Genomic DNA, 22058 nt, shown 5'->3' on the forward strand with positions numbered 1-22058 from the left:
ACAATTAATATTAAAAAAAGAGTTGCCTAACAGTCAGTTATTTACTGACTGCCAGGCAGCTCCTTTACGTTAAAAACTATTTTCTTTATAAATGTTATGCCTTTACTTATTCCGACAATTTTTGCACACTGTAATCTTTTCATTCTGTTCTGTTGTATGTGGGTACAGCAGTTTAATTCTTGTTTTTCCACACAAAGGGCATTTCCCTCGTGCCCTTGCCGGCATTCGGTTTAGTGTTTTTCCGCGATAGCGTTTAGCCATGTCCATCCATCCTTATTCATCATGATGCGTTCTCTTTATTAAATGTTGGAACGGCGGAAAAATTGACGGGTATTTCAATATTTTTTATATGCAAATAAACGAAAGGAGCTGATCACACAGCTCCTTTCGCATATTTGTACTAAAAAGTAGTATATACATTTTCACATTCTTCGCCTGTTGGCTGATAAAAGCAATGAAGCTTATAACGCGCTACTAAAGGCTGGTCATACCACGTTGGCGGGCAATCTCCCGGCGGCCTGAAATACCATAAAGCATATTTTGCCGGCCAAATTCTTTCCCCTTTTACCGCACGGCGCGCCAACCTTTTCTCACTTTCTCTTGCTCTTTGGTAAAAGTACCCCTTTTGAACAGCTTCAAAAGCATGCGGCTGATAAACCATTTGCGGAATCGTCCGCAGACCTTTAAAATCAGAACAATTGGCTCTGATTCTATTGATGCCGACGTTGCCGACAAGCAGCATCCCCTGGGTTCCCTCGCCTTCAGCTTCCGCTCTCAGTAACCTTGCTAACAACTCAATATCTGACTCCCTGTGCTTTACGACTGCCATCCTTTCACCCCCGTACAATATTCTCTTTATTGTATTCTTAACCGGTGGAATGTTGATGAACAGTCAGAAAATAAACGAAATGACTTGTTAATTTAACTTCATTACTTTTGACAATCCTTTAGCAGCTTCAGCACAAGTGATCCGGATATGGTAACAGAGCAGTCATTGATTAATCCTGATCGTTGTCTTCGTCATCTTCTTCATTGTCTATTTTTACTATCTTACCTGTTTGCACATCAATCTTCACATCTTGTTCTTTTCCATCTTTCGCTTGTACTTCAACTTCATATACAACTGTTCCGTCTTCATCATCTAATTCTACACTTTTCACAGTGCCAGGCACTTTTTCCAAGGCAATTTTCATGCTTTCTTCTTTAGTGATCTTTGCTTGCTTCATTAGTCTAGCTTGTTCTTGCTGATCACTCTCTTCTTTTTCATCTTCATCATCTTTTTCTATTTTTATCACTTTACCCGTTTGCGCATCAATCTTCACATCTTGTTCTTTTCCATCTTTCGCTTGTACTTCGACTTCATATACAACTGTTCCATCTTCATCATCTAATTCTACATTTTTCACAGTGCCAGGCACTTTTTCCAAGGAGATTTTAACACTTTCTTGTTCGGAGAATTTCGCTTGTTTTGCTAAAACAGCTTGCTCCTGTTGGTCATTCATTTCACCTTGCTCAACAGTTTTGTCCTTTGTGGCCGCGGATACATAGATGGCACTCGTTGCCCCCCCACCGATAATTGCCGCTGCTAATGCAGGAACGATAAACTTTTTTATTTTGTTATTCATATTTCTTACCTCCTAATGAATTTCTCTTACAATGAGTATCATACCCGATTGAAATAAAAACTGAATGAAGAGCACATAAAAATGAGGTTAGAATATCATTAAAATTTTTTAATCTTTCTTTTTGACATGAATTAGTGAGGGGGGTGAGGATAATGCAAATGGATTGTTAGGAGACATCAATGGTCATGTGAGGAGAGTGAAAGTACTTGCATAATAAAGTTATCATTTATTAAATTCTCAAACCGCTGCTGACATTATGGCATGACTTTATTTTTTTGATCATAAATATAATCATTAAACAACAAAAGAGGTGAGAACACCTTGTCTTTAATTGGTTTTGAATTAGTATCAAACAGAGCATTATCTGTATTGCCTAATTATACTTTTTCGATGTCAATTTTATGGAATAAGGAAAAGCTCCCTTCTTCTATAGGAAAAGATATATACCATGAATCTGGACTAATCCTTCCAAATAAACGAATTGCAGCTACTGGGAGAATGCACTATCTGTCTGAAAATACAATAAATCGATTTGATCCTTTTCAAACTGCGCCGTGCCTGCTTATAAAGTGTCCCTCAACTCATCCAGTTAATCTCCAAGTTGAAATAGTATTACCGAGGGAGGGCTTTATAGAACCTATTGATAGAACAACCATTTTATATTTTTTGAAAAAAGAAAAAGGTACCATAAAACGAATTCCTCTTTATTTCGATTCTTCCTTCATCCAAAAAACCCAACCAAAACAACTTTATGTAGATGTTTCCTTTATCCTGCCTAAACATTGTCCCTAGTTTATAATGCAAAATGACAAGGAAGCCTTCTTAACCATTAGAAGGCTTCCATTAAATTTTCATTTTTTTTACGAGCCAAGCTTTTTCACTAATAGTTTAGATGAGTTTATTAAACTAATATCGGTGTTAAGAAATAAACAACTAAAAAAGCAGTAACAATTCGCATAACGATTCCTAAAACTGCCGCTCCCATTGCTTCCTTTTCACTAAGATCAGAGTTTGCCCCCCATATAACTGGAATTTGTCCCAAGACTGCAGACAAAGGCAAACCCGATGATGCCAACACGAATGAGCCAATGACTAACCGGGGATCCATCGTTGCGGCAACCTCTGATAACTTAGCCATCGCAAGTGTCGGACTGGCCAAAATGGAAAGAATACCAGTTTCAGGGTCAATACTTAAAGCTAGTAATACCGTTGATAAACCCGATTCAATGGATGACCATATACCGATATAGTCTAAAACACCGATAAACGCAAAAACGACAGCTACAGCTGGAATAATGAGCAGGAATAAAAGTTCTGCCCCTTCCCTGGCGGCATTAAATAATGTAGGCAACACCCCCGTATTAGGCGTAAATTTCGGCAGTTTTTCAAGTTGGACAGCCTTTGTATCACGGTATAGCGTTTTTGAAAGAATGAATGGAACAATAATCACAGGCATAAAAACAGCCAACATAACGACTAGGAAAGCATTGGCCCCAACAGCGGTTAAAGCAACCATGCCTAACATAAATGTTGCGAAAGATTGCTGTGATTGAACCATTGCAGCTACGGCTATTTTTTGCTCATCTTTCGTTGCACTCGACCGCACTAAAATCGGTCCAGCGATTTTTCCAGCTGCATTAATGTCGCCAAGAATATTATAAATACTTGGAATAACAACGGCTGAATTAATTTTCATTAATTTTGTGATAGGAATAAACACTCGAATCAGCGCATCAGTAAACCCTAATCTCTCTAATGTCCGGCCAATAATGACACTAACAATAATGGTGACCCCAACCGTCCCTGTTAAAAATATTTCTACAACAACCGGAAATACTTGATCCACAATGGAATTAAATAATCCAGCCAATGTTCCCGGGGATAATAACATGACCAAAAGTGAGGCAATCACCAAACTTAAGCCCACAACTTCAATTCTTGTCCATTTTCTTTTTTCCGGTATAGGGATAACAGTTTCTTCATTTAAGACAGTGACTTCTTCAGCAGCTTTTTCAATTCCACTCATGTTTTCATCTCCTTTTAAGATAATTCAACTGCTTTTCTGTTTACAAGGTAGGTAGTTGCCATTTTTTCGGCATATTGTTTCATTTGAGGAGTGCCCATTTCATTCAACGCCTGACTCGTCACACGCTCCCGAAATACGACGACTTCTACTCCAGGAAGCAATATGTCCAAGGCGTAAGCTAAAGGTAAACCATTTTCAAGTATTTCCAGCACGTGACAGTTTCCGATGATAAAATTAAGCCCAAGTTCTTTAGCCGTCTCAATAAGAGCATGTCCATCATACACACGGCTGATAGAGGAGAGAACGGTGTCAGCTTCCGGGTGTTCTTTCACAGCTTGGCGCAAATGTTCTGGGGAAAATCCTGTATGAGGGAATATGTGTAAAATATTATTCACTGGAGTACTTTCTTCTCCAATCATAATTCTTCCTCGTGTAACAACACTTGTTTCAGTCAACGAAGAAGCACTGCGGATTTCTTTTTCTGTAAATAGTAGATCCTCTTCTTGTTGCAGACCCATAAAAACATCCAATCGATTCAAAATATCACCAAGAGTTCGTGCCTCTTGCAGGGCTTTTCCGACGAATAATACGTCTCCGTGAACCCCGCCGTAAGTAATTTCCGTTCGGTATACTTCGTGCCCGTGTAAAAAAGAAATTCCTGGATGTAGCCCATGAAAAGCTTCGTGCAACTCAAAAACCGCTACATTATAGAGATCGAGGTAATTCTTCAACGTGACCCCACCGGAATTAGCTGCTTCAGCAATAGGGTGATGGGCAATGATCGCATCAACTCCTGTTGCTCCAGCAAGTTCGATACTGCCTTCTGTCATTGTCATCGCAACCGCCACTTTTTTCACTTCTCTTCCTAAATCTCCATAAACAAGACCCGGCGTCTCTATCACTTCCTTTCCGGGAAGATTGGATGATTTCATGATGACGAAAGGATGGTCTCCTCTAGTGATATCTGCTAAAGATTTAATCACTCTTCCCCCTGTTAGTTCGTCAAGCGCGTTTAAAACATCTCCCACTGTTTTCATTTAATTTCCTCCTCAAATATTTTTTATAAAAAAAACCGTCAGTACAAATCATGCAGATGTTTTCTGCAAGCATGTACTGACGGTTTTTATGCGCTCTAAAGAGTTCACTCTACCAGTCATATTTATTCACTTTAGTATTGCATCATATAAGCACTTACATCTTGATCAAGTATGATGATTGTGCCTGAAAGTTCAGTAAATGGATCATAATCTTTTAAAATCGAAAGTACTTTCATGCCGTACTTTTCTTCAAATATATTTTTTAGATGTTCCTTGTAAGTATCAAGAATGGCAATATCAGTCATTCGGGTGACAGAGCGATTAACCTCGTCCAAATATTTAAGAGTAGGAATTCTCTTATGATAAGCGAGGATCAATACCTTATCACCTACAATATCGATCCTTTGACGTTTGACGCCTATGTCAAACATCCGAAGATTGATATTATTATAATCTTTGATGAGCTCCTGTTTAAACGGACCAGCAGTCCACGTCATCTAACTACTCATCTCCTCTTCTATCAACAAGAGTTTGAATTATCTAATAATTCAAACTTAACACAATCATTTAACATTGTAAACCCTTTCAATTAACTATCATTCAAACTCTGCAATCATTTCAATTTCAACAGGCGCCCCTCCCGGCAGCGAAGACATTCCTACAGCTACACGCGCGTGCTTGTTTTCTTCCCCAAAAATATCATTTAGAAGATTGGAAGCCGCGTTAATTACTTTAGAGTGCTCTTTGAAATCGCTTGTAGAGGCCACATAACCGTTCATTTTAATAATTCTTGTCACTTTGTTTAAGTCGCCAATGATGTCTTTCAATGCAGCCAGTAAATTTAGCGTACAAATTTCCGCCGCATCTTGAGCTTCTTCCATACTTACTTCTGACGTTCCAACAATGCCTGTATACTTTTGGCTTCCATCCACCTTTGGCGTTTGTCCCGAAAGAATGACTGTGTTGCCTAAAATAACACCGGCATTAAATGGCTGGTTATTAGCCGGCAAATTAGGTAATTGAATATTTAATTCCTGCAATCTCTCTTCAATGTTCGTTATGATTCCTCTCTCGTTCATCATTATTCCTCTCTGCTTTTCGATTATCAAAGCGTTAAATTTTATTCGAATTTATTCGGGTCCCCTGCACAAGCTAAATAAGCCTTTCCTATTCAAATGATAAACTATTAAACAGATTGTTTCTGATCAACCTCTGATAAGTAATATAAGGCTTGATTTCTTTTATATTGAATAGGTTGATGCGCGTAATAAAGATTGGCGATTGCACGATTTTCACAAAGAGAACATTTAATACGATATGGTGCTTTACTAATATGAGGTGCTTCCAGTAATGTTAATGCTTCTTTTATGTGTCTGCTGCAGGCCCACATGTACTCACCCCCATTCAATAATTTTTATTATTACTTTCTCAGCAGTCAGTTAACAATGGTATATTATCTTTCTTTACTTAGCCGAAGAAACTTCCTTTTTCAGTTTGTCTGGTTTTCTCTTGATCACTTGTTTTGTGATTTCTTCATCCCATGAAATAGAAATATCACCTTTTGTCACAAACGTTTGGCATCCGAGACGATAGCCTTCTGCCAGCCATTCTTCACCTAACTTTCTTTTTTCTTGTATCTTCACGTTATCCAGGAACTCAGCACCTTCTTCCGTTTTAAATACACAAGTGCCACAAATTCCGCCTCCGCACCGATTTGGGAGCTCTCCATCATAACGAAGGGACATCCTAAGAATATTTGATTCTTCCGGAACTTCCATATTTTTTTGACTATTAACGAAATGAATGTTTGGCATACGATTGTTCCTCCTTTAGTTTTCTACTTGGTATACAATATACCATAGTTATAATTTTCTGACAATATAAAAATATCTAAAAACTAGTTTTTAATTTACATTCTTACTTGCTAGTAAATGATAAATAAAAACAGGCTGCTTATTGATCGCGCCTGTTCTACTTCTGCTTTATACTTCGTTTTTCTTTTGATTTTTTTACATAATTAATATAGGCTTTTTTAGAGTTTTCAATATGTATCCTCATTAAATACTCAGCCATTTCTGTTTCTTTATTACGCAAAGCTTTCATGATATCAAGATGTTCCTTTAGTGATTCTTTTCTTCTGCCAGGTGTTTCATATCCCATATTTGCTGACATATGAATATAGTCAGTAAGGCCGGACAGAATTTCAAATAGCTTTGGACTTTTAGCAGCTTTATTAAGCAGATGGTTCATCTGAATATGCTCACTATTAAAATGTTCTTCCGCCTCCTCTTCAAGTTCCATCAGCTGTTCAATTTTTTGATCTAATTCTTGTTGTGTTTCCCCATCCATCCGCTGTGCTGCTAATTTTGCCGCCAGTACTTCTAAAGAGGAAAGTATCGTAAATACCTCAATGACTTCTTCCTCGGAAATATTAGAGACTACTACACCCTTTCTTGGGACAGTTTTTACAAACCCTTGAGATTCCAGGCGAAACAACGCTTCACGAATAGGCGTACGGCTTATCGCCAACTTTGCTGCAAGCTCCCTCTCAATGAGTCGATCTCCGGATTTATATGTCCCTTCCAGAATGAGTTCTTTTAAATACAAGTAAGCATGTTCCCGAATCGATAAAAGATTATTTTCCTTCCATTTTATCTCCATAATTTCACCTGCCTAATAAATGAATTCTTCTAGTTTGCGATCAAGATAGTAAAACACCGCCGTAAAACAGTGAACAAACAATGACAAGAGAAGGATGAATCTTTAACTTGTTTAATGTTAAATAGCTGACTAAGGCTAAAAATAAAAGGTGTAAAACGCCGCTGTTTTCAAATGCTGTTAAAAAAAATTGGTATGCCATAACCGCAAGCAGCACCGCAATGATCGGCTGCACGGACTTTGTCATGAGTTTTACTTTTGGAGAATCTTTAAACAAATCCACAAACTTAAACAAAATAATGACAGCAATGGCGGAAGGAAGAATCGTAGCGGTCAAGGCTACAGTCGCACCTAAAATGCCACCTAAATCATAACCAATAAAACCCGCCATTTTTGTGGCAATAGGACCGGGTAATGCGTTTGCAATAGCTAAGACATCGCCAAACTCCGATAATGTCATCCAATCGTAATTATGGACAACTTCATTTTGTATTAAAGGAATGGTTGATGGGCCGCCGCCATACCCCAATAGATTGGCAATAAAAAACGCCCAGAAAATATCCCAATAGATCATAAAATTTTTTCCTTTCTTTGCATGATGATTTTATTCGAATGAGAAGCAGCTTTTTCTTTACGAGACGCAATGAAAAAAGCAGAAACCAAAAAAACAGCAATTAAAATTCCAGGGTGCCATCCTAAAAATTGGACAAATACTAAAGAAACAGCAGAGAATAAAAGCATTCTCGATATTCCTAACCCTTTACGGCCATTTTCAAAAAAGCGATAAGCCATCTCCGCAAGCATAAATCCGATCACTGGGGTGACACCCTGAACCATGCCGCCTACAATTGGTGATTTGCGAAACGTGTAGAGCACGCCCAGCAAACTAATCATGGCAACAATAGACGGTAGAATATGTGTAATAATCGCTACCGCTGCGCCCAAGTTCCCTTTTACTTTGAAACCGATATAGGCGGCCATTTTTGTCGCAATAGGGCCAGGCAGTGTATTAGCTAATGCCAAAATTTCACCAAACTCTTCTTCCGTCATCCATTTATACTTTTCGACTGCCTCGTATTCGATCAACGGAATGGTAGAGGGTCCTCCTCCATACCCAGTTACACCAGTACGGGCAAATCCAACAGCTAAATCAACATATGTGCCCAATCGAATCCCCCTCTCCATTAGCAAAGTTATTCGTCATGTGATTATTTTATTGTTTCCAAAACAGCAGCAAAACGAATGTTTCCATTCAACGGCCAATCCCGTTAGTGAAAAAGAACCCCATTCCACCTTAACAGGTACAAAGAATGAGGTCCCCGCTATTTTTATTCTTTTATATCGGCTTCCGTGATCACTTCCAGCCCATCTTTTTCTAGATGTTGCTGTAGAGCACTGAGTGCTGCTGTACCGACGGCCGTATCTTGTTCGCCGTTTCCGCCGCTCACACCAATTCCGCCGATCACTTCACCATTAACAACAATAGGGAAACCGCCGACAAATACCGCAAACTTACCTGGAAGCATATGCTGAATGCCGAACGCTTCATTTCCCGGAAGCGCAGGACCATTTGGCTCTGTATTAAATAAATGAGTGGAGCGTTTATGCCCAGAAGCTGTGTAAGCTTTCGCAATCGCTATTTCCGGACCGGTAATCCGGCCTCCATTCATCCGCTCAAGAGCGAGTAAGTTCCCGCCTTCATCAACGATAGCAATGGTTTCAAGCACGTTAATTTCTGCTGATTTCTGCTTTGCTGCTTCAATCATTAATTTTGCTTCTTCTAATTCTAATTTTAAAACTGTTTTCATTTCAGCTCTCCTCTGCCCTTTTTCTTATTAATAGCCGACATACACTGTTTTTACTTGCGTGAAAAACTCTAATCCGACTCTGCCGGATTCACGGAATGTTGATGTACTTGATTTTTTCAGTCCGCCAAAAGGGGCGTTAATTAAGTTTCCAGTCGTTGTACGGTTTACCTTTACCGTTCCAGCCTGAATATCTTTTGTAAATTGGTGAGCGAGTTTTAAATTATTCGTCACGATTGAAGCGGATAAACCGTACTCTACATCATTAGCAATGGCAATCGCTTCTTCATACGTTTCGACTTCAATAATGGCTACGACAGGGCCAAAAATTTCTTCTTTAGCAATTCGCATGTTAGGGGTTACATTAGCAAAGATAGCTGGCTGAACGTAAAACCCTTGCTGGAATTCCCCTTTTGTTAATTGTTCGCCGCCATATACTAAAGTTGCTCCATCTTCTTTGCCATACTCAATATACTTCAACACATTTTTCAATTGTTTTTCATTTGCGAGTGGGCCAATTTTCACTCCGTCTTCAAAGCCGTTACCGATTTTGAGTTCACTTGTTTTTTCAATTAGCTTTTGTATATATGCTTCTTTCACTTCTTTCAAAACGATGACACGGCTCGTTCCTGTACACGCTTGACCTGTTAAGGAAAATCCGCCGTTAACCGTCAAAGTGGCTGCCAATTCAACATCTGCATCGTCCATCACGATGATTGGGTTTTTGCCTCCAAGCTCCATTTGAGTGCGGGTCGTAAAAGCAGATTTTTGATGGATATCTTCCCCAGCAGCTGTGGACCCTGTAAAAGTTACAGCCTTTACCGCTGGATGGGTGACTAGCAGATCACCTACATCTGAAGATTTTCCCGTCACAAAATTAATGACACCTTCGGGAATCCCAGCATTATGTAATGCTTCTACAAGACGCAGGGCAATGAGCGGAGTATCAGATGAAGGTTTAAAAACAACCGTATTCCCAGTGATTAAAGCTGGCGCTATCTTTCGGGCAGGAATGGAAATCGGAAAATTCCAAGGAGTAATCACACTCACCACTCCAAGTGGTTCTCTTTCCGTAGAAACCTTCATATTAGGGTCATCATTTGGAAAAGTTTCACCTGTAAAGCTTTGTCCTTCTACCGCATAATAACGGAGGGTTTGAGCGGATCGTAACACTTCATTTTTAGCATCATTCATATGCTTTCCTTCTTCTCTAGTTAACTCTTTCGCCAGCTTGTCGGCATTTTCCTCTAGAATACTGGCCGCTTTATTTAAGATCGCTGCACGTTTAGATGGAGCCGTCTGGACCCACTTAGGAAAAGCTTTACTTGCAGCTTCAATAGCAAGCTGTACATCTTTTTCATTCGACGCCTGGAACGTTCCAACGACTTCGTCTTTATTTGCAGGGTTTAAACTGACAAATGTTTTTCCACTTAACGCTTCCTTCCATTCACCATCAATAAAATTACTGAATGTTACTACTTTAGTCGTTAACACGATTATCACCTTTTCTTCTTGATATCGTCTAATCTGATTTCATCTAAAAGCTTAGGGTCTTTAATAAAATGGACCGTCACATAAAACCTCGATTTTACAAGATTAAACTTGACGGTCCTTTATAGGCGGCTAATCTAGTAAGATGGTATTTCTTGCCGATCAGCCTTTTAATTTTTTATAATTGTAAGAGTTTATTAAGATTGAACCAATGCACCGAGATCTTGTTCAAGATATTCTCTCCATAGGCCATCCATATACATGCGGCGCATTTTTGCCCCTGTACGGACGATTTCCAGGCAACGCTGTTGTAATTCTGGAGTATCGGCATGATCAAGAACAATTTTGTATCCTCGTTCACCGTGAATCTCATCCGACACGATGTGTAAATCAAAAAATTCGATTTCTTCATCTGTAAAGCCGTATTGTTCACGTAAAGCCGGTGTTTGCTTCCGGTAAATATCAGGAACTTGAGATTCAAGGCCAACTACTAAGGCAGCTGTAGCAACAACAAAGTTTTCACGTGCTGCAACGGCGTAACACCAGCTTTGAAGGCCTAAAGTAGTAATAGCCATATTATTAGGATCCATAACGCGTTCACCAGTTGTTCCGCACGCTTCAGCAAAGCGAATGAGCAAGTCAGTGTGGCGGTCAGCTGCAATTTCTTCTTCATACATGTTTTGTAACGTGAAGTCTTTCGCAGCCATGTATTTAGCATCGTTTGGAGTGTTATGGTAAATGTAGGATAAGTAATCCGCGAATGGCCCTACATAATGGTAGTGATTTTCAGCCCATTTAGCGAAATGCTTTCTTTCCAGCTTTCCTTCAGCCCAAGCTACCGTAAATGGCGCCTTTTGGCTATGGTTTCCTTTAATTGCTTCCTCTAATTCTTTGCGAAACTCATCTTTGGATAATAAAGCTGTCATGGTTAAATTCCTCCTCGGTTTTTACCTAGCTCACTGTCTAGAGTTTTTTGGTATTTGATATTTTGTATACCAAATATGTTTAAAAATAAAAGATTGTTGACTATGGCACTGTTCAACATTCTTTGAATAAAGCGTTTTCAAACTGTTTGGTATACCTCTGACACTTATACTAAACTATTCTTTTTCATTTGTAAATATAATTTTTGGAATATTTAAAACATTTTAAAATTAATGGTGAACATTTACTTTTAGATCCATTAATTGAAAAAGCTCTTTTGAAAGGTTGTCTAATGCTTCCTCGACAATCTTTTCCCCTATTTCACGGCTCGCTTTCGTTGCATCACCAATACAGCCATTATTCGTCATTTCCTCATAACGATAAAACCCTTGAATAGCCTTTCCTGGTCTTAGCTGCTTCCACCTTCCTCTTTGTTGTATATCACCCTTTGCCAGTTTACTAAGGCGCACGAGTTCAGGCGCTAGGTACAACGCTTCTGAAACCTCTCGTTCGCAGCTATGGCCAAATAACGGCGATGAGACAAAACTTTCTATTGATTTCTTAGCGGAAGCTGTCGTCTTCGCATAGTAAATTTCAACATCCAATTCTTGTGACAGCGCCGTTGACGCGACATTTAAAGTCGATATATTGCCGCCATGGGCATTTAAAAATAAAAACTTCTTAATACCGTGATGTTTTAAAGAAGAAACCATGTCTTTTAAAATGGCAATTAGTGTTGTCGGCTGCAAGGAAATCGTTCCTGGAAAATTCAAGTGATGCGGCGAAACCCCCATATTAACTGTAGGAGTAACCATCACATAAGGAAACATTCTCTTGCCTAACCTTTCAGCCATTTTTTCAGCTAATATCGCATCACAGCTCTCTGCCATATGCGGCCCATGTTGTTCATGAGCTCCAACTGGTATAATAGCAAGCTCCACTGTCTTTAGTGACTCTTCTACCTCTTTCCAAGTCATTTTAGTTAGATCATAACATTCCATTGTCTTTCACCCTCTTAACCGGTTTGTTAGCGTTTTCATAAATTCAGCGAATGATATGTTTGTGGCTCATTCATGAAAAGTACCGCATTAAATAATTAAACATTAAGTTTTCTGGCACTTTGTATACCTTGAAGGCTGAAAAATAAAAACTACTTAGTTAGAGCAGTTGATTGCTTTTTAAGCGGCTTGACCGAGATATTTTCTTGAGACAATTCAATATCTTGTTTGATTGTTAACTGACATGTTAAGCGATATCCTTCATTCACTTTATCGCCCAGCATCTTTTCTTCTTTCCAATTTGGCGGGCTTAACGCTTCAGCACCGGAAATGACTTGGCAAGTACATTTTGTGCATCTCCCCATTCCGCAGCCATACTTTAATTTTGGAAATTGTCTGATCCCTGCTAAAACCACTAAGTTTGCATTGTCCTTCACTTCTTGTTCAACGATGGTCCCGTCAACATGTAATTTAACTTTTGGCATAGCACTGCTCCTTTTCCGTTTTTTCAAAAATTCAATTCTTGCTCAAATTATATCCATTGCTAAATAGAAAATCAATTAAATGTTTGAATTATTTAAAAATTTAGAAAATGGTATTGAATTTTCATTTTTAATAGTTTAAAATGTTCAATAAGGCATTTGGTATACAATATTCCAAATGAGCGGAGGTGAGTACTACTTTCTGTAAACCTTTATGGGGCTTCCATTCAACTATATAGCTTAAATAATCCGATAAGAGCTTAAATGAGCTAACAATGAAGACTATTAATTTTATTGAAGGAGTGTTGAAAGTGGAGAAATATATTGTGTTGACTAATAAGGATACTTTTCAAACTGTGCTCGAGAACGAGGGTTTAGAACCAGTTGAAACTTATCATTTCTATTTTTTTGACAAATTAAAGTCTAAGTATACAATTGCGAAAGTTTTAGATGATAGCATCAAAATTCAATTGTTTGAAGAATATGAGGGTAAAGAGTACGTGAATCATATTGGAGTGAAGTTTTTTGAAACGTTTGGAACAATTGAAGCTGCACGTGAAGAATTAAATGAAATTGTAAAGGCTTCCGGCAACAGTGAAGATTCCCAGCACTCTAAACTTGTTAAATCTGAAGATGTAGCTGTATAGCCTGGGCTATACAGCAGGCCCTGATCGGAGAGAAAGAAACATTCTCTCCGATTTTTTCGTTTTAACAAGCTCCAATTTTGTTCAAAAAAATGGAGCTGTACCAAACATTCAGCTAGTCACTGAATGTCGGTGCAGCCCCTTATACTAAAAAAATATTAAAACTTCAATGTTCTTCTTAACCGCGCTAATTTTTTTTCCGCTTTTTCAGCTGCTTTTTTGGAACCAAATAAAAAGTTGTACATTCCTATCCCTCCAGCTAGTCGTTTCTTTTATTATACTATGGAATAGGAAAAACACAATATAATTGTATACCAAATACCATTTTTATTGTATAATTATGAAAGATTATTGAACAAATTGCTTTAAATACGCAGTTTGGTATACCATTATTATTTTATTTGATTTCTTTTTCTCTATTAAACAATAAAACAATTGTCACTTTAGCACGGCTAACCATATCTCAGCCTATTAAACGAAATTGTTTTACTTCCTATTACAAAAGCTGGATTATAATGAAAGTAACGCCATGCAAGACTCAATTAATGAAAAGTTAGGGTGATAATATGCTGAGGCTCTTATTTCTACTACTCATATTTTTGTATTTACTCTCTACTCTCTTACCCCAGATAAATATTCAAGGGCTTCTCTCCGTACTTTGTCTAGTAACGGTAGTAAGCACTTTTTGGCTGGCAAAAAGGTTTGTTCAAATATTGGGGGGAGCTTTTCTAATTCTCGGTTTGGCGTTGCTTTGGACAAGCGGTTCACATTGGCATCATTACATCCTTGCTTTCGGTCCTATGCTCGACTTGCTGACGATGTTTACGTTAATACCGATTTTAGGCATACCGATTAAATTAGGCGGATATAGCGGCGGCATTCAATCGCTTATTCAAAAAAAAGTAAAAACATCCGGCCATCTTTATATGATGACTTCTGGTATTTCCTATTTTTTTAGTATTTTTATGAACTTGGCAACTTTACCAATGACTTATTATTCGATCAGACCGGCTCTTAGCGTTTTTTCAGTTCAACATGAAGAACGCTTCATGAGCCGAGCGATTACACGCGGATTTGCCATGCCGTTACTATGGGCGCCAGTCACCCCTATTGTTGGCATTGTCATCGTGATGACAGGAGTAAGCTGGGTATCCATTCTGCCTTACGTGATTCCGCTGAGTGTATTTGGATTAGTAATGGATTGGTATTTAGGCGCACGCAAATCTAAAAAGATACCAGACGCGCAAACAAGCTTGTCTGCACATGAAATGGCTGCGACTGCGCAACAAAACCAGCTAAACCGTCCTGGCAGAGTACTGCAAATTTTATTGGCCATCCTTATTTTCAATATGGTTATTTCGATAGCTGAAGCACAATTTCCATATTCCTTTTTGATTCTTGTTTCATTGATGGTGATCCCATTTGCATTTGTCTGGTCCATTCTTTTAAAAAAAGGAAAAGAGTTTGGCTCGCAATTATCCGAGCACTTTCAATCTTTCACTGTTAAAATGAAAGATCAGTTTTTCATCTATTTATCTGCCGGTTTTTTTATTTCAACAATTAAAATCTCTCATACAAACGAATTATTGTATGACTGGATTATTAAGCTGATTAATGTCATTGGAGTCGAATTCTTTTTGATTTTGCTGCCTCTCATCCCTTTAGCGTTTGCTTTTATTGGGCTGCACCCTGCTGTTACTCTTGCTTTAATGGCTGAAGCCTTAAATCCAACAGTTATTGGCATCTCTCCACACGTCCTGACAGTAGCGATGTTAGCAGGTGCTGTATCAGCATTTTTAGTCGGCCCTTATAACGCAACGATCGGTCTCATGTCTAATATTGCAAAAGAAAGCTCCTATAAAATATCGAATTGGAATTTGAGTTTTACATGCCTTTATATTGGGTGCGTCATGGTGTATCTGTTTATGTTGCAACTGTTTGTATCTTGATTCCAATGAAAAAAAAGACTGCCCAAAAGTGAAGAACTAGTCACTTATCGGGCAGTCTTTCTCATCTTTCCTCAACACTCGTAGTTCCGAGCGTTGTTCATCAGTTTGGGTGCTTTGTTCATGAATCCCGGGCATTGTTCATCATTTCGGCTGCTTTGTCCACGATTCTCGGGCGTTGTTCATCGTTTCGGCTGCTTTGTTCACGACTCCCACACGTTATTCATCATTTCTGCTGCTTTGTTCACGACTCCCACACTTTATTCATCGGTTCGGCGCGACTTCCAGGTGTGTTCATCTGTTTCAACAACCTCTCTCTGCAATTCTTGTACAACCTCTTTACCGAAGTGTCCAAGGCTCCCTTCGCTATATGAACGGATCACTTCCGGGGCGAGTGACGTTAACGCTCTTTGAACATATTCATCGTCAAACCCCTTTTTTGCAAATTGAGATTCAATTTCGAGCGCTGCTTTTATGGCATAATAAGTGGCTAATTTGTTTACTTGAATTAAAAGTTCTTCACTATCGACTTTTACTTCTCCGAGATCTTTAAAAAAATCTTCTATGGACACTGGAAGAGGAGATTCTGTTATAAAAAGACCATTTCCTCGTTCCAGCAAATCTTTGCTGTGCCCCATATATTTCACTCCTAAAATAGGCAAGTCAGGGAACTTGTTCTTTATTTCTTTTGTCAGAAGTGATGTCGCCATATTAACGAAGCAAGTGTTAGGCGGTGAACTATTTTTAGCAAGTAACTGATCGATAAAAGGAATGACTTCACTCGCTGGGAGAGCTAAAATGATTACATTTTGTTCAGCGAGTTCTTTTTCTGTCAAAACGTAACCATTTTGATATTGTTGAATAAACTGTTCTGCTTTTGATTTTACAGGATGATAAACGCCCATTGTTCGATGATTCTTTTGCCAATGCGTCATCATAGCCGCCCCCAGCTTTCCAATCCCGGCTAACCCTACTTTAAATTGCGCCAATGTAATTCCCCTCGTTTCTTATAAATTCAACCTTATATAAAATGTAAAACAGGGCTATCCTAAAAGCCAGCTATACTGACTTTTAGGTAGCCCTTGTTGATTAGAATTACTACGTAAAAATTGTCCGTATCTAAAATTAATACTTTTCAATAAATTGAATAGGTGTTTCACCAAATGAGGATGGCCAGCAAGGTCGCGATTAACAACCCGCTAATAACCGGTACAAAGTTTTTTCTGGCCAGTTCTAAAGGTGATAATTGTAAGAAACCAGCTACTGCTACAAGGGAAGACCACGCAACAAGCGTTCCACCTCCCCAAATGGCGCCCATTTGTCCGATCGCTGCTAGTGTGGAAGGATCCATACCAACCCCGCCGGCCATCGCACCAGATAAAGCACCTGTTAAAGGAAGCCCTGAAAAGCCTGAACCATCTAACCCTGTGATTAACCCAACTAGCAAAATGCCAAATCCCGCAAAAAATGAATTTTGTGGAATAAATTGTTGTCCTGCTTGAACCATATCAAACAGAAAAGCTGGTTTGGCCGCACTTTCATCTAGCGAAAGGATAGCACCAGTAAAATCTCCGCTTCCCATAAAGAAGAAACCGGCAATCGGAATGACAGGGGCCATCGCCCGAAATGCAAAGACAAAACCTTCTGTCAGGTGATCGCTAATTTTATCAAGTGCGTGTATACGGTTAAAAGCAACTGTAGCTAATATTAATAGAATAGTAGCCACACCGCCAACAAAGGCTGCTCCATCCGTTCCTTCGAAGCCGGAACCGCCAAATATTTTCGTTTGGAACATGTAAATCATGACAGCTAACATTGATAAGGGAACAATAACAGCAAACATTTTCCCCCATTTTTGTTTTCTTTGCATAACTTCTGCATTTTCATCTGCTGTAGCCGCCAATTCATCAGCTACATTAAAATAAGCTTTTTCTTCTTCATTAAAATCTAATTCTGATCTGGCAGACGAATTTTGCACAATCGTTTTACGAGCCTTTAAATAAACGATAGAAAGGGCACTTAACCCCGTGACAAGGGAGAGTATTAATACTTTGTCCGTGATTAACAGCTTATCAATTCCTGCGGCTTTTGCACTGAGCATTGGAGCCACTTGAATAATGTAGTCAGAAGAAAGAGCCATCCCCTGACCGGCAATAACAATAACCACCGCTGCACTCATTAACGGTAAACCTGCCTTTACAGCAGCTGGCACGAGCAAAGCACAAATTAATGGAACGGCTGGGGTTGGCCAGAAAAAGAGCGAAATGACATAGGTTGTGATGGCTAAAATAAGATAGGAGATATGTCCGTTCACCATTACTTTTTGGATAGGAACAATCAGTTTTTTATCTGCCCCTAAATCCTTCAATGAATTAAGCAAAGCGATCATTAGAGAAATAATGAGAAATATACTGAATAACTCTTTAGCTGCAACGAGATTCGCGTTGAAAACCGCTTGAAAACCTGAAATAAAACTCCCTTTGTACACAATAGCTACTAAAAATGTTCCAATGATAACTGGCAGAACAACACCTTTTCTGAAAAGCATGGTAGAAATAACAGTAACAGTGACAAGCGCATAGATCCAATGAGCTAATGTTAGTTCCATATCTTTCCTCCAATGTTTTATAAGATCAAAAGCTTTTATTTCAGGCTTTGTCTTACTTTAAATTTATTGGCAAGCAAGTGAAGATAGGTCATATCGTTCGATTGTTTGAAAAAGGGCGCTTTCTGCTATAGATGCAGCTCCCTTCTCCATATAAAGCAAATACTCATTTAGTTTGCCTTTTTGTGAAAGCGCTTTTATTTCTAAACAAAAAAATAGTTTACTTTCAAGTAACGAAGAGTGATTGCTATTTGTATAGATTAAAAATGATAATACGGATATTTCTTGAAGAACATAGTATTTATTTTATTGGTATTGAGTAAATTTCTCCATACAAATTTAACATAAATATTTCTCTTTTTTTCGACAAACCCGCTGATAACCAGCACATATGAGAGAGAATTTTATCAAAAACTTTATTTCTACTGTTCCCATAATGTGCACGTTAACTAATCGTAGTATTCACCCTTAAGCATTAGGCGATATTATAATGATTTGCCAAACTAATTTTAGGCTCTTTTTTTAATTTGCATTTTGTACACTGTGTATTGTATACCTAAAATAATTAAAAAATTACTGCATAGCTTCTCTTCAGCTAAACTAGTTCTTGCTTGTCTACTATTTACATGGATTTCTCTTTTAGAAGCAAAGTTAGAGTTTTTCATGCTTTCCTGTTTTCTTATTTGTTTAGTAATTTTTTTAATACTTTCTAACTAACTAACTGCATTGCCTACATAACCTACACCATGATTATCCATCTCCCTCCCCTTATATTAGTACAAAGATTGAAATCAATATATCATTAAAAATCCAAATTAGTCAAATAATTATGAAAATTTAGATGTTTTTATAAATTATAAAAAATGTTCTTGATTTTGAGTTTTGCATTCGTTAATATATTAATCAAGTATGGTATACAGTATCCCAGTTAGTAGATTTTGCTTTAAAATATATTTTATTAGATGATCTGCCCTTTTCATATTCAGTTAAAAAGCTGGCTGCATCCACAGTTCTAACAAACTAACTATAAGAGGTGAAAAAATATGCTTAGAGCGGGTCTTATTGGTTACGGAACAATCGGAAAGAATATTGCAGAATTAATACGGTCCAAACAAGCTGGGAACATTGAGTTAAAGACAATTCTTGTTAGAAACGCAGAAAAAGCTGCCAGCGCCGCTCTGCCGAATTGTACAATAACAGCTGATGAAGAACTATTTTTTAATCAAGAGCTCGATATTGTTATTGAAGCAGCCGGGCACCATGCCGTAGAGCTTTACGGCGAGAAAGCATTTTCCGTCGGGAGTAATCTTTTAATACTTTCGATAGGGGCTTTGGCAGATCAAGATTTGCATGAAAGTTTACAAATTGCAGCGGATAACGCCGGAAAACAACTGTTCATCCCTTCTGCTGCTATTGCAGGCTTAGATAGAATCGCTTCTGGAGTAGTAGGCGAAATGGAGGAAATCACACTTATTACTAGGAAACCAACAAAAAGCTGGTACGGAACGATCGCTGAGGAAAAAGTAGATTTAACCGCAATTACGGAGCCTTATTGTATTTATGAAGGAAGTGCACGAGAGGCAGCCAAGTTATTCCCTGAAAGTGTAAATGCTTCCGCTACATTGAGCCTTGCCGGTATAGGGTTCGAAAAAACAAAAGTTCAAGTGTATATTGATCCGACTATCGACCGCAATGTCCATACTATTTTAGCTAAGGGATGCTTTGGTGAAGTTGAGATAGCGGTTAAAAACACGCCATCCAAACAAAACCCTAAATCAAGCCCTATCGTAGCGATGAGTGTGGCAAAAGTGTTGAAAAATTTGACTGCACCAGTAGTGGTGGGGTTATAAGCATTAAAGGGTTATCTCAAAAGCCTCTTTTGTGTAACTTTAGCCAATGCGCATATTCTGGCTGTTCCCGCGCATAAATAAGACCTGGTCGTGCAGAAAATCGTACAACTCGTGCATAAAGTCCGTTGACCGGTGCATAAGCCTACTTGCCCCGTGCACAAAAGGGCTGTCCATTAAACACCCAATTCTTGGACAGCCCCTTTCCTTCCAAAAATTATTCTTTCACTTTTTTTCCTTCATTGACTGTTTCAATGTAGGCTTTTTTTGCATTTTCAATATGAATTTTCGTCAAGTATTCAGCCATCTCTGCTTCTTGATTAACAATAGCCTTCATAATTCCTAAATGTTCTTCCATCGACTGCTTTGGTCTTCCTGATTTTTTATACCCAGTCTTTGCAAAAGCCCGAATATAATCAGTTAGGCCGCTTAAAATTTCATAAAGTTTTGAATTTTTAGCAGAACTGTATAATAAGTAATTCAATTCACTATGTAAATTGGAAAAATCAGCCTCGCCTTTTTCCTGCAGACGATTTTCAACTTCTTCAATATAGGAAAGAAATTTACTTTTGCTTTCATCGTCCAACTTCTGAACCGCCAGCTTTGCGGCTAGGACTTCTAGAGAAGATAGGATCGTAAATACTTCGATAATTTCTTTATCTGAAATATCCGCTACGATCACACCTTTTCTTGGCACTGTTTTTACAAACCCTTGTGATTCTAACCTAAATAATGCTTCTCGAACAGGTGTACGACTAATATTTAGTCTTTCAGCAAGCTCCCTTTCCACTAAACGATCACCCGTTTTAAATTCACCATCTAATATTAAATCCTTTAGATGAAGATAGGCCCTTTCCCGTATAGAGAGAAGGTTTTCTGCCGACCAATCTTTTCCCAATTCGCCACCCTCTTCCCTTCTTGTATACATTGTACAAATTATAACTTACTCACTTTACAAAGATCAAATTTATTTAAACACGAAACTTCTTCTATACTAAACAGACCTTTAATAATCTGCCATGTTAACTCGAAGAAGAATGTTCAACGACTGTTGCCCGAGTAATGATCTTAGTTATTATTTTTGCCAGGCTTACAACCTCATAAAGCCTCGTATTATTTAAAGACTGCGCCGGCGAAATCGGATCCAAATAGTTGACAATCGCTCTCATATGAAAGTCACCGACTTTTGGCAAGGCTTTGTTCAAGGCATTCCCCGGAATAAAGGGTTCTTCTTTAAAAAGAATATAGCCAATTTGCTTTTCATCTCCTAAACAGGCATCAATGCCAAAAACAATTGGTTCTTCATATGTTTTATAAATCTCTTTCAAGACTTTCTCTAAATTCAAAGCATGGACGGGCTCTTCCAGCGTACCATATATAGGATAAGGGAATTGTTTTTCCTTCAGCATTGATCCTATAATAGGGCCGAGTGAATCCCCGGTCGAACGATCTGATCCGATGCATAAAAAAATTATTTCTTTATTGAAGGAGTGTTGAAGAGCCCACCTAACTTTGCTGGCCATCACATCTATTTCTCTTTCTTCTGTATTTTCTTTCGCCGCCAGATAATAGGCTCGCTTTGCCTTCACTTCACTCTTTTTCTTTCTCTGAAAAGGCCACATGTTCATCCCTATCCTCTCTAATCGTGTCGGTTTACATTTCCTGTACATAGCAGGTTTGTTAGTTAATAATTCCCTCGCTTAGTGATATAAATTCACCGCCTGTACTTGGATGCTTGCTGCAATTTGGAAACGCAGCGCAGCCGGCTCGATCTAAAAATCCCAAAAGACTCAATCCCTATTTTAGCAGGGATTTAAGGCTTTTGTTAAGTTTGATAGATTAAGAGATACTACGAACGAATCCCGTGTTCCTAGTTTCCCATATCCAGTTCTTCATTCCAGATGAATGGTATATAAAGAAGGAGTTTGAATGCGAAATGACGAATAGATGTAGTAATCTTTATAGAATAT

At 38.5% G+C, this 22058-nt stretch carries 23 protein-coding genes; 4 read left to right on the forward strand and 19 right to left on the reverse strand.

Translation table 11 applies throughout. The features are described from left to right. Positions 1-400: 400 nt before the first annotated feature. Together F9802_RS13785 and F9802_RS13790 are read right to left on the reverse strand one after the other, a co-directional pair. Complete coding sequence (locus F9802_RS13785) at positions 401-829, reverse strand: cell wall hydrolase (RefSeq protein WP_152152926.1); 429 nt, start codon at positions 827-829, stop codon at positions 401-403. Between the two features lie 169 nt (positions 830-998). Further along, complete coding sequence (locus tag F9802_RS13790) at positions 999-1625, reverse strand: PepSY domain-containing protein (protein WP_152152928.1); 627 nt, start codon at positions 1623-1625, stop codon at positions 999-1001. A 321-nt stretch (positions 1626-1946) separates the two neighbouring features. Here F9802_RS13790 and F9802_RS13795 point away from each other — a divergent pair, with 321 nt between their 5' ends. Further along, entirely contained in the window at positions 1947-2417 is a 471-nt protein-coding gene (locus F9802_RS13795; protein WP_152152930.1) for a hypothetical protein, read from the forward strand. Between the two features lie 109 nt (positions 2418-2526). On the opposite strand, the gene F9802_RS13800 is transcribed toward F9802_RS13795, so the two are convergent. The 13 genes from F9802_RS13800 to F9802_RS13860 form a co-directional block, all read right to left on the reverse strand. Next, positions 2527-3651 (reverse strand): hypothetical protein, encoded by a 1125-nt coding sequence (locus tag F9802_RS13800; RefSeq protein ID WP_152152932.1) that lies wholly within the window; start codon positions 3649-3651, stop codon positions 2527-2529. Between the two features lie 14 nt (positions 3652-3665). Next, positions 3666-4688, reverse strand: coding sequence for a Nif3-like dinuclear metal center hexameric protein (locus F9802_RS13805; protein ID WP_152152934.1), 1023 nt, complete (start codon positions 4686-4688; stop codon positions 3666-3668). A gap of 131 nt (positions 4689-4819) precedes the next feature. Then, positions 4820-5185 (reverse strand): Na-translocating system protein MpsC family protein, encoded by a 366-nt coding sequence (locus F9802_RS13810; protein ID WP_152152936.1) that lies wholly within the window; start codon positions 5183-5185, stop codon positions 4820-4822. Positions 5186-5284: 99 nt separating this feature from the next. Then, positions 5285-5770 (reverse strand): RidA family protein, encoded by a 486-nt coding sequence (locus tag F9802_RS13815; RefSeq protein WP_225435355.1) that lies wholly within the window; start codon positions 5768-5770, stop codon positions 5285-5287. A 381-nt stretch (positions 5771-6151) separates the two neighbouring features. Next, positions 6152-6502, reverse strand: a complete 351-nt coding sequence (locus F9802_RS13820; RefSeq protein WP_152152938.1) for a 2Fe-2S iron-sulfur cluster-binding protein — start codon at positions 6500-6502, stop codon at positions 6152-6154. Between the two features lie 157 nt (positions 6503-6659). Then, the gene (locus F9802_RS13825) at positions 6660-7349 is read right to left on the reverse strand and encodes a GntR family transcriptional regulator (RefSeq protein ID WP_152152940.1); all 690 of its coding nucleotides are present in this window, start codon (positions 7347-7349) and stop codon (positions 6660-6662) included. 40 nt (positions 7350-7389) lie between these two features. After that, the gene (locus F9802_RS13830; RefSeq protein WP_152152942.1) at positions 7390-7920 is read right to left on the reverse strand and encodes a chromate transporter; all 531 of its coding nucleotides are present in this window, start codon (positions 7918-7920) and stop codon (positions 7390-7392) included. Beyond that, positions 7917-8531 carry a chromate transporter gene (locus tag F9802_RS13835; protein WP_404799170.1) on the reverse strand — a complete coding sequence of 205 codons (615 nt, stop codon included), beginning with the start codon at positions 8529-8531 and terminating at the stop codon, positions 7917-7919. Before F9802_RS13835 ends, F9802_RS13830 begins: the two co-directional genes overlap by 4 nt. A 143-nt stretch (positions 8532-8674) precedes the next feature. Further along, on the reverse strand, positions 8675-9154 hold the full coding sequence (locus F9802_RS13840; protein ID WP_152152946.1) for a GlcG/HbpS family heme-binding protein: 480 nt from the start codon (positions 9152-9154) through the stop codon (positions 8675-8677). A 27-nt stretch (positions 9155-9181) separates the two neighbouring features. After that, entirely contained in the window at positions 9182-10648 is a 1467-nt protein-coding gene (locus tag F9802_RS13845) for an aldehyde dehydrogenase family protein (protein WP_404799173.1), read from the reverse strand. A 191-nt stretch (positions 10649-10839) separates the two neighbouring features. Continuing rightward, on the reverse strand, positions 10840-11568 hold the full coding sequence (locus tag F9802_RS13850) for a TenA family transcriptional regulator (protein WP_152152950.1): 729 nt from the start codon (positions 11566-11568) through the stop codon (positions 10840-10842). A gap of 228 nt (positions 11569-11796) precedes the next feature. Then, positions 11797-12567 (reverse strand): creatininase family protein, encoded by a 771-nt coding sequence (locus F9802_RS13855; protein WP_152152952.1) that lies wholly within the window; start codon positions 12565-12567, stop codon positions 11797-11799. A gap of 149 nt (positions 12568-12716) precedes the next feature. Further along, a complete protein-coding gene (locus F9802_RS13860) occupies positions 12717-13049 on the reverse strand; it encodes a 2Fe-2S iron-sulfur cluster-binding protein (protein WP_152152954.1) in 333 nt (110 codons plus the stop codon). Positions 13050-13357: 308 nt separating this feature from the next. On the opposite strand from F9802_RS13860, the gene F9802_RS13865 reads away from it, so the two are divergent. Beyond that, positions 13358-13693 (forward strand): hypothetical protein, encoded by a 336-nt coding sequence (locus tag F9802_RS13865; RefSeq protein ID WP_152152956.1) that lies wholly within the window; start codon positions 13358-13360, stop codon positions 13691-13693. A gap of 710 nt (positions 13694-14403) precedes the next feature. Then, positions 14404-15639, forward strand: coding sequence for a hypothetical protein (locus F9802_RS13870; RefSeq protein ID WP_225435356.1), 1236 nt, complete (start codon positions 14404-14406; stop codon positions 15637-15639). Between the two features lie 257 nt (positions 15640-15896). Here F9802_RS13870 and F9802_RS13875 read toward each other — a convergent pair whose 3' ends face one another. Next, positions 15897-16625: an NAD(P)-binding domain-containing protein gene (locus F9802_RS13875; RefSeq protein WP_225435357.1), complete on the reverse strand. Its 729-nt coding sequence runs from the start codon at positions 16623-16625 to the stop codon at positions 15897-15899. A gap of 167 nt (positions 16626-16792) precedes the next feature. Beyond that, entirely contained in the window at positions 16793-18244 is a 1452-nt protein-coding gene (locus F9802_RS13880; protein WP_152152960.1) for a hypothetical protein, read from the reverse strand. Positions 18245-19284: 1040 nt separating this feature from the next. Here F9802_RS13880 and F9802_RS13885 point away from each other — a divergent pair. Then, complete coding sequence (locus F9802_RS13885; RefSeq protein ID WP_152152963.1) at positions 19285-20091, forward strand: aspartate dehydrogenase; 807 nt, start codon at positions 19285-19287, stop codon at positions 20089-20091. Positions 20092-20305: 214 nt separating this feature from the next. Here the strand turns inward: F9802_RS13885 and F9802_RS13890 are convergent, their stop codons facing one another. Together F9802_RS13890 and yyaC are read right to left on the reverse strand one after the other, a co-directional pair. Continuing rightward, entirely contained in the window at positions 20306-20986 is a 681-nt protein-coding gene (locus F9802_RS13890; RefSeq protein WP_152152964.1) for a GntR family transcriptional regulator, read from the reverse strand. Between the two features lie 124 nt (positions 20987-21110). Continuing rightward, positions 21111-21716, reverse strand: a complete 606-nt coding sequence (yyaC, locus tag F9802_RS13895) for a spore protease YyaC (RefSeq protein ID WP_225435358.1) — start codon at positions 21714-21716, stop codon at positions 21111-21113. Positions 21717-22058: the final 342 nt, after the last annotated feature.

Source organism: Bacillus aerolatus (assembly GCF_009183655.1).
In the GTDB taxonomy this organism is placed as follows: Bacteria; Bacillota; Bacilli; order Bacillales; family Domibacillaceae; genus Pseudobacillus; species Pseudobacillus aerolatus.